8 protein-coding genes and 1 pseudogene are annotated in these 8,326 nt (G+C 49.5%); 2 read left to right on the forward strand and 7 right to left on the reverse strand.

The genetic code is table 11. The annotated features are described in order from the left end of the window. Positions 1-1,147: pseudogene (locus BZG79_RS08135) on the forward strand (acetate--CoA ligase family protein); the annotation flags it as partial. 53 nt (positions 1,148-1,200) lie between these two features. Here BZG79_RS08135 and BZG79_RS08140 read toward each other — a convergent pair. After that, positions 1,201-2,118 carry a LysR family transcriptional regulator gene (locus BZG79_RS08140; protein WP_077678832.1) on the reverse strand — a complete coding sequence of 306 codons (918 nt, stop codon included), beginning with the start codon at positions 2,116-2,118 and terminating at the stop codon, positions 1,201-1,203. A 212-nt stretch (positions 2,119-2,330) separates the two neighbouring features. Here BZG79_RS08140 and BZG79_RS08145 point away from each other — a divergent pair, with 212 nt between their 5' ends. Beyond that, the gene (locus BZG79_RS08145; RefSeq protein ID WP_077661524.1) at positions 2,331-3,962 is read left to right on the forward strand and encodes a DUF2813 domain-containing protein; all 1,632 of its coding nucleotides are present in this window, start codon (positions 2,331-2,333) and stop codon (positions 3,960-3,962) included. Positions 3,963-3,976: 14 nt separating this feature from the next. Here the strand turns inward: BZG79_RS08145 and BZG79_RS08150 are convergent, their stop codons facing one another. The 6 genes from BZG79_RS08150 to BZG79_RS08175 form a co-directional block, all read right to left on the reverse strand. Then, on the reverse strand, positions 3,977-4,468 hold the full coding sequence (locus tag BZG79_RS08150; protein WP_051503302.1) for a DUF3833 domain-containing protein: 492 nt from the start codon (positions 4,466-4,468) through the stop codon (positions 3,977-3,979). 53 nt (positions 4,469-4,521) lie between these two features. Continuing rightward, on the reverse strand, positions 4,522-5,061 hold the full coding sequence (locus BZG79_RS08155; protein ID WP_025744578.1) for a hypothetical protein: 540 nt from the start codon (positions 5,059-5,061) through the stop codon (positions 4,522-4,524). Then, on the reverse strand, positions 5,058-5,576 hold the full coding sequence (locus BZG79_RS08160) for a DUF2878 domain-containing protein (protein ID WP_077678831.1): 519 nt from the start codon (positions 5,574-5,576) through the stop codon (positions 5,058-5,060). The genes BZG79_RS08155 and BZG79_RS08160 overlap by 4 nt, the downstream gene beginning before the upstream one ends. A gap of 3 nt (positions 5,577-5,579) precedes the next feature. Then, positions 5,580-6,821 (reverse strand): cyclopropane-fatty-acyl-phospholipid synthase family protein, encoded by a 1,242-nt coding sequence (locus tag BZG79_RS08165; RefSeq protein WP_025744576.1) that lies wholly within the window; start codon positions 6,819-6,821, stop codon positions 5,580-5,582. A 2-nt stretch (positions 6,822-6,823) separates the two neighbouring features. Further along, on the reverse strand, positions 6,824-7,570 hold the full coding sequence (locus tag BZG79_RS08170) for a DUF1365 domain-containing protein (RefSeq protein WP_198532308.1): 747 nt from the start codon (positions 7,568-7,570) through the stop codon (positions 6,824-6,826). Continuing rightward, positions 7,567-8,326 (reverse strand): FAD-dependent oxidoreductase (locus tag BZG79_RS08175; RefSeq protein ID WP_199877628.1); only part of this gene is annotated, 760 nt, incomplete at its 5' end. The genes BZG79_RS08175 and BZG79_RS08170, both read right to left, overlap by 4 nt.

Genomic DNA, 8,326 nt, shown 5'->3' on the forward strand with positions numbered 1-8,326 from the left:
GACATTGAGCATCTCACCCTAACGACCCATGAGGTACGACCCTTTTTAGAAGCTTATGGTATGCAGGTTATATCTACCTGGCTCGCGACCGACGCGGTAGAAGCCGCCCAAATTGCCGAACAAGTTGGTTATCCTGTTGCCGTGAAGCTTCGCTCTTCCGATATTCGTCATAAATCAGATGTACAAGGCGTAATGTTGAATTTACGTACAGGGGCAGAAGTCGCTAATGCCGCTCAAGCGATCCTTGATCGCGTGTCTGTCACTTTTCCCAACGCCCACATCCAAGGATTATTGGTACAGTCGATGGCTCCGCGAGCGGGTGCCCAGGAGCTGCGCGTTACCATCAGTAATGATCCCGTTTTTGGTACCATCATTTTACTCGGAGAAGGTGGCTCTGATTGGGATGTCACCAAAGATGCGGCAGTCGGGATCCCGCCGCTTAATATGGCACTGGCGCGCTATCTTGTGATTGGCGCGATTAAAAGCGGTAAAATCAAGCAACGCGGCTTTCCTATTGCTATCGATGTACCGCGTCTATGTCAATTTTTAGTGACATTGTCACAAATGATCATTGATTGCCCGGAAGTCGATGAGCTCGATATCCACCCACTTCTGGTCGCTGGCGAGGAACTCACGGTTTTGGATGCATCGCTGCGGTTACGAGATTACGCGGGTAGCCAACAAAAGCGCTTAGCTATTCGGCCTTACCCTAAAGAATTGGAGCAATCGGTCACGCTTAAAAACGGACAAACCATTCTGCTGCGTCCTATTCTTCCCGAAGATGAGCCAACGCATAAGGCCTTTGTCGAAAAAGTGTCTGAAGAGGATCTATACCGCCGCTTTTTCTCTGACGTTGGCGAGCTAAATCATGAGGCGTTAGCGAATTTGACTCAAATTGACTATGACCGTGAAATGGCGATAGTGGCCACGTTCCCACTATCTTCCGGGAGAGAAGAAATCTGGGGAGTCGCGCGTTTATTGGCCGATCCTCAAAATACAGACGCCGAATTTGCGGTCTTAGTCCGCTCTGATTTAAAAGGTGTTGGTCTCGGCAGTGTGCTTATGAACACCATTATTCTTTAGTATTGATGTGCAAATGGCCGATGGCATCGTCGATATGCAACTGCCGTTATCATCCAAAGCGTAAGCGAAGACAACGCGCGACCAAAGCTGGTCAATTCAATCCAGCGCCTTCTTCATTCAAGACGAGGACTTATTAATCGGTATGTCGCCTGCTTGCATGTAAGGCGCAAGTAAATTGGGCAACTGTCTGACTAACCAGGATTTAGCATTGCCCATTCGATTGCGCTTCCAGGCTACTCCGAACTTGAGCTGAAACGGCTCTCCCCCTTTTAGGCGTTTTAAACGTCCGGCGTTGAGATCGTCTTGGACCCAAAACCAGGGCAACGTCCCTATGCCTTGGCCATTCAAAATAGCCGTATATTTGTCATGCATGGAACTGACGGTTAAGCGTGGTTGATTTTCCAGCACATTATAGGTTTTCGGCTGCATACCTCGCGCCGTGTCAGCAACCGCGACGCCACGGTATTTGGCGCGAACATCGGGTACAACCGGGCGCGCTTCTTTATGTATCGGATGGTCGGGAGCGGCAACCCAATAGGCGCTCATTTCTCCCAGCGGCTGTACTTTTATCCCTTGAGGCACAGTATCGGGGATCGGCGCAATCAGTACATCTGCGCGCTCTTGTGCTAACGCCTCCCAACAGCCTGCTAGTATTTGCTCAGACAGTTTCAGTCGTGTACTACTCTTTTTAGCTAAACGCTCGATCAGCGGAAAAAAGAAGTCGCTCTTAAACAATCCATCGTAGGCAAGACAAATTTCCAACTCCCAGCCGTGAGCCAATGATGCAGCATCCGCCACCATTTCGTCTGCCGCTTTTAATAACATGCGCCCTCGCTCAACCAATAAATGGCCGGCATCAGTAAACGTCGCACGGTGGCCTGAACGATCAAAAATCACTAACCCAAGTTCGTCTTCAAGCTTTTGTACTTGATAGCTCAGCGATGAGGGCGCACGATTCAACGACTCAGCGGCAGCAGCAAAACTGCCTTTTCGCTCAATGGCATCAAGAACGTGTAAGGCTTCAAACGACAACATAATTTTCTCTCGATGATCACCCTAAAAAGGGCACGTAACAGATCTACACACTATATCAGGGTTTACCTTACCACCCTATGGTAAATCGAAGGGCAATCCCTCGTGAGGAAGCATTATGTGTTAGTCACGATAAATCAGGCATATAGCACAAAATAACCATCGATTTCGTTTCCTTTTTCGTCAAGGTGTCATACTCTGAAACAGAGGTGACAATGAGATTAGACCGTATAGAAATTGCAGGCTTCCGTGGCATCCGGCGCCTATCACTCCAAGTCGATGAACTCACCGTGTTAATCGGCGAAAACGCATGGGGGAAATCGTCTCTTTTGGATGCACTGGAGCTCGCACTCCATCCCAGTGGCGATAAACCTCAGTTTAAACGCTCTGACTTTCATGTTGACCATGCCCTTGGCGTCGCACCAGAACAACAATTTCAGATTATTCTCCGTTGGCAGGAAAGTTTTCCGGGGGAGCATAAAGCTCGCCGTTATCGTCGTTTTAAGCCGCTCTGGAACGGTGAAAATGCCGGTTGCCGAACTTTAGATTACTGTCTGAACGCGACCATGCAAGAAAGTAAAGTTTCGGTACAGCGTGTATTCTTGTCTTGTCAGGGAGAGATAATTGAAAAGGTCGACAACGATGCGCTCGCAAGCCATTTAATGCAGATCCACCCCGTTGTTAGGGTACGTGATGCCCGACGTATGCGGGTACCTGGGCAAATGGTCAATAAAGACAATACGCGGGTTGAGCAACGTTTAGATAATACCTATCGCCGTTTATTAATGATGCCTGGGCACGTTAACAAAGGGGAAATCAAAAGTGGCCTGCATGCAATGCGTCAGCTACTCGATCACTATTTTGCCGCTGACGAGCATAGCCGCGCCCCCTATCCCATTCATGCTCCTGGCGCGCTGTCGATTACCCATAATCAAATGCACCCCTTAGAAGCGGTTGCCGCCAATACATCTAACCAAAGCCGGCTCGTATTAATGGGGTTACTGAGTGCATTTGTGCGGGCGCGTGGCCCGAAACAACTCAAACGCAATGCCCGACCTATTATGTTGTTTGAAGATCCTGAAGGTCGGCTACACCCCACACTTTTAAATCAGGCATGGCGCCTCATCCAACTCATGCCCATGCAAAAACTGTTGACCACCAATAGCGGTGATTTGTTGGCTGGCGTTCAGCTCGATCATATTCGCCGGCTTGTACGCCATCCCACGGAAACACGTAGCCATCAAGTCCCTTCTCATCTACTGACGCAAGATGAACGTCGGCGTGTCACGTTCCACGTTCGCTTTCATCGTCCCAGCGCACTGTTCGCACGCTGCTGGTTATTGGTTGAAGGTGAAACTGAAATCTGGCTATTTAATGAGCTTGCACGATTACAAGGTTATGACTTTGCAGCGGAAGGTGTCCATTTAATTGAGTTTGCACAAAGCGGACTTAGGCCACTCATCAAGACCGCCAAGGCACTGGGCATTGAATGGCACCTTGTCGCCGATGGTGATATGGCAGGAAAGAAGTACGCAGCCACCGCGCGAGGACAAATCGAGCATCAGCCCGAAGGAGCAAGACTGACGGTACTGCCCGATAGAGATATTGAGCATTATTTATATAACAATGGCTATGAGCCGTTGTTTCGCGAGATGGCCGGCGTGGCGAGCCAGCAGCCGCACATGAACGATAAGCGTATCATCGCCAAGGCGTTAAAGCGCTACGCAAAACCCGATGCCGCCCTGGCCATTATTGCTTATACAGAAAATGAGCTGAATACGCCGATCCCTAAACTGCTCCGTTGGGTTATTCAACGTGCCATCGGGCTAGCTAGAGGCGTTGGATAACGCCTCAAACGCACTTATTGTTCGACGCGTTGGAAAAACAGCGTCACTTTGCCCACTTCAATGCCCCATTTTCGCATCGAGGTCACGTTAAAGAGATGATCATCATCTTGACGAAACATCCAGTCATCAAAGTGGAACTGATATTCACTCTCGCCAACAGGCACCACTAAATCATAGCGCCAATTCAGGGCATTACCCGCAACGACACCCCTTGCCTCGCCGACGATATCGCCAGCCGTCCCCGTATAAGTACCATCTTGATGACGCGTAATCGTCCACACGCGCGTTTGGGTTTCTCCGTCCGCATAGATAAACGATTCATCCAATGTGAGCGTGTCACCGTCGACCGTTCCCTCAATATCCACTTCGAAGCGGCGGGTTTGCTCCCCTGTAAAGTCTTGGACCATGCCCCACGCTTTGGTATGTCCATCAAAATACTCGAACATGTTGAACGCCGGCTCACGATCTTGATAATCATCGATATCCGCCGAACAAGCAGCAAGCATGATAACGCTTGCAAGGGTAAGGCATGCCCGGTTAAAACTGCGGGTCCACTTTGTCATGATGCTTCTCCTAATAATGCGCGCCGATGATCGGGGTACTCTGTGTTTTCTGATAACCAGATAGCTAAAAAGGCGTCGGCTAGATCTGTGTCATCGATCACTAATGTGGTGCGCCAATCTTGCCCTTGAGATTGATAATGGAAAACGCCTTTGTCCTTGTAGCGAACAAACGCAAGTCGATCGTCTTCGGCAATATCGCCCCACGCATCATTAAGCGCAGTTTGCCAGCGTTCACGTTGTGAAGCCGAATAACCTAAATGCGCCCATTGGTCGTTAGTGGCTTTCATCAAGCGCTCGTCGCTAATATCACGGGCATACGTGATCACCAGAGCATGAGGTAATGGTGGTTCGTAATCGCCTGATGGCGTGCGTAATGACGATTGATAAATCGTCCACCAGCCCCAAGTTAAGGTCGCTTCCCCCACTTCGGGCCATTGCTGCCAGGCCATCGAGCCGCCGGTCGTTGGCTGCTCAGCTTGCACGGAAGTTGCCATGGTGAGAATGAGGCTGGCGATAAGTACTTTCCATCCTGTCATTGTTGTCCCCTTGTTGCCGCCATTCGCGCCTCTACTTTGTGTTGTAACCAACGCATTAAGGCAACGAATAACACACTGTATATCGCCCAAACGCCGAGTAATACCACGCCCGTTATCCAAAAGGATTGCGGGAATGATAATGCACCGAGTCGCTCTCCCGCGAGATAACTGCTTGCTCCCCCCACACTGCCAATGCATGTGATCAACCAAATTGGCCGAGCGAGCACGAGTTCACGCATCAGCCACGCAAAGGCGCAAAAACCCAACCAAAGTAAAATAAGCCAAGAAGGCATGATCAGTGAGCCGGTGTCGACAGCTAACCACTGCGTATACAGCATCACACTGTCACCAATGATGCCTAATGGGGCAAGGGTTAAGATCCCAGCGATCACGGTACGATCATAGGCGATCGCAACCAGTAACATCGCTCCCATCAACCATTGTAAACTCGGCGGCCCGATAGCCGCCGAAAACCAGTACACGTTGAACAATAAAGAGATCAACACAAAACGCATTATTTAGGCCTCTCGCCAAGCCGGACGACTGAGCAACAGCTGGACTGCACTGATGGTTCGCTCTCTAAAGCCGCCTTCGCAATAGCAAAAATAAAAACGCCACAGGCGCGCAAAACGATCGTCGTATCCGTATTCCCGCAAGGTCTCTGCTTGTTGATTAAACCGGGTATGCCAGTCAGCTAGCGTTTGCGCGTAATCCAAACCAATGTCTTTTAAATCCCGCATCACAAAGTCCGTTTGGGCGGTGAAGTGATCAAGTAAGACGTTTACCGAGGGCAAAAACCCTCCCGGGAAAATGTGCTTTTGAATAAAATCGACATTGCGACTGTAATGGTCATAACGTTGATCCGCTATTGTAATCGCTTGAATCGCCATCAAACCACTCGGCTTGAGTAGTGACTGACACTTTCGCACAAAGGTATCTAGGTATTCTTTGCCTACCGCTTCAATCATCTCTATCGAGACAAGTTTGTCGTACTCGCCGGTCAGATCGCGGTAATCCTCTTTAAGCAATGTGATCTGATTATCTAACCCCTCTCGTGCAATACACGCCTGTGCCCAAGCATGCTGTTCTTCCGAGATGGTGGTGGTAGTAACGCGACAGCCGTAATGCTTTGCGGCATAGATCGCCATGCCACCCCAACCTGTGCCAATTTCGATCAGGTGATCATCAGGCGTTAGCGACAGTTGTCGGCAGAGACGATCCATTTTTTCGATTTGCGCGGCTTCTAGTGAGGCTTCCTTTTCCGGATAAATCCCACTGGAATACAGCATTTGATCATCGAGAAAGTGACGATACAGATCGTTGCCAAGATCATAATGCGCGGCAATATTGCGGCGTGCTGTGTCTTTCTCGTTACGATTGCGCCAATGTGCCAGTTTATGACCGAGGCTCACCAACCAACCCGTGTGCTTTTCTATCCGATCAATCGCCGGCAAATTACGAGCAAAGACCCGAATCACGTCGGTTAGACTGGGCGATTCCCACCAGCCTTCAATATAAGCTTCGGCGGCTGCAATACTGCCACCGGTCAAAATCCGAGTATAAAAACGTGGATCATGGACTAAGACTGATGCATGTAATTGTGCCTGAGGATCTCCGCACTGCAAGGTCTGACCCTGCTCATCAACGAGCGAAATGGAAGCATCTTTGACGTGTGCCATTAACGTATAAACCAACTGCTTCGCGTAATGCTCTTTACGCGTCAATGTGCGTTGACTTTGAGGTACGTCCGTTACAGACATAATTACTCCTTCTTCGCACCCGGGTGCGGATAAAACGGTGCGCCCTTTATCCAAAGTTTGAGCGCTTGCCAATAAATACCAATGAGAACTTTTACTGTCTCTATCGGTGTCCGGATCAATAACTTACCCAATGTTTTTGAGGTAAAAGGCCGTCGTTGTAGGCCAAGTGTCGCGTCAAACTCCTTGGCTTCGCGGTGCGCTTCAAGATGCAAGTGCACGCGCTCGCGGGGCGGACGAAGACGCCAATGATAGCGTTGTTCTATTGGATTGAACGGCGACACATGAAACGCTTTATCATTTTCCCAACGCGTACCGGCCGGAACCGCGTAATAGTGGCGTTCGCCCCAAGGGGTGTTACTGACTTCTGCAAGCACGTAGCGCCAGTTATTGTCGTGATCATAGACGTAGTAAAAATTCGCCGGACTAAAATACACGCCGAGATAACGCAGCTGACACAGCGCATAAACTTTTCCTTCTATGCGCTCGCCCGTGAGTGTGTATACCTTGTCAAGACACGCCGCTTTGGTATCTTCTCGCCCATCTAAATAGTCTCGATAATCAAAGGCCGCCCAGCCCCATTTACCCAGCCGGAACCCCGTGACCTGTGACGACAGTAATGCCAATTCGTCTAGGTCAATCAACGGCATAAAAACAGGATACGTGAACGTATGTTTGATCGGTGTATAGCGCCGATGCCGGACCTGGCCGACATACAAACCGCTATTCAAAGTTACAACCGACTCAGTCACGAATTGATGCCCTCCACCACGTCAAGTGCACTTTTAACACCATCTTCATGAAAACCGTTATACCAATACGCGCCACAAAACCAGCTTTGCTGTTGGCCATTAATCTGATGACGCTTTTGCTGTGCTGCGACGCTCTCGGTATTAAACACTGGGTGTGCATACACAAAACGACGTAAAATCTTACTGGGTTCTATTCTGTGTGTTTGATTGAGCGTGACACAAAACGTCTCAGGCGACTGAATTGATTGCAATATATTCATATTGTAGGTCAAAGCTGCCGGATCCGTGTCTATTTCTTCTGACAAGGGCAAATGATAATTCCAGCTCGCCCATGCACCTTGTCGCTTAGGTAACAGAGAGGTGTCCGTATGTAGCACCACTTCATTATCTTGATAAGGAATGGCGCCGAGAACGTCACGCTCTGCATCACTGGGATCGGCCAACATAGCAAGCGCTTGATCGCTATGACACGCGAATACCACCTGATCAAACACCTGCTCGCCCTTATCCGTGGTGACATAGACCGCGCCTTGATCACGTCGAACCTGTTTTACCGGCGTATTGAGATGAATTTTATCGGCAAAAGCCGGTGTCAGTTTTTTCACGTATTCGCGTGAACCACCTGGTATCACATACCACTGCGGTCGATTCGTTACATCTAACAAACCATGATTTTGGAAAAACCGTAGGAAAAAGGCTAATGGAAATCCACGCATATCCGACAGCGTTGACGACCAAATGGCCGCACCCATCGGT

It is taken from the genome of Salinivibrio sp. MA427, from assembly GCF_001996115.1.
GTDB lineage: Bacteria > Pseudomonadota > Gammaproteobacteria > Enterobacterales > Vibrionaceae > Salinivibrio > Salinivibrio costicola.

Bases quoted from the DNA above. Each gene is read 5' to 3' on its own strand.
- BZG79_RS08145 (WP_077661524.1), top strand. From the start codon at position 2,331: ATGAGATTAGACCGTATAGAAATTGCAGGCTTCCGTGGCATCCGGCGC.
- BZG79_RS08155 (WP_025744578.1), bottom strand. From the start codon at position 5,061: ATGACAGGATGGAAAGTACTTATCGCCAGCCTCATTCTCACCATGGCA.
- BZG79_RS08165 (WP_025744576.1), bottom strand. From the start codon at position 6,821: ATGTCTGTAACGGACGTACCTCAAAGTCAACGCACATTGACGCGTAAA.
- BZG79_RS08140 (WP_077678832.1), bottom strand. From the start codon at position 2,118: ATGTTGTCGTTTGAAGCCTTACACGTTCTTGATGCCATTGAGCGAAAA.
- BZG79_RS08160 (WP_077678831.1), bottom strand. From the start codon at position 5,576: ATGCGTTTTGTGTTGATCTCTTTATTGTTCAACGTGTACTGGTTTTCG.
- BZG79_RS08150 (WP_051503302.1), bottom strand. From the start codon at position 4,468: ATGCTTGCTGCTTGTTCGGCGGATATCGATGATTATCAAGATCGTGAG.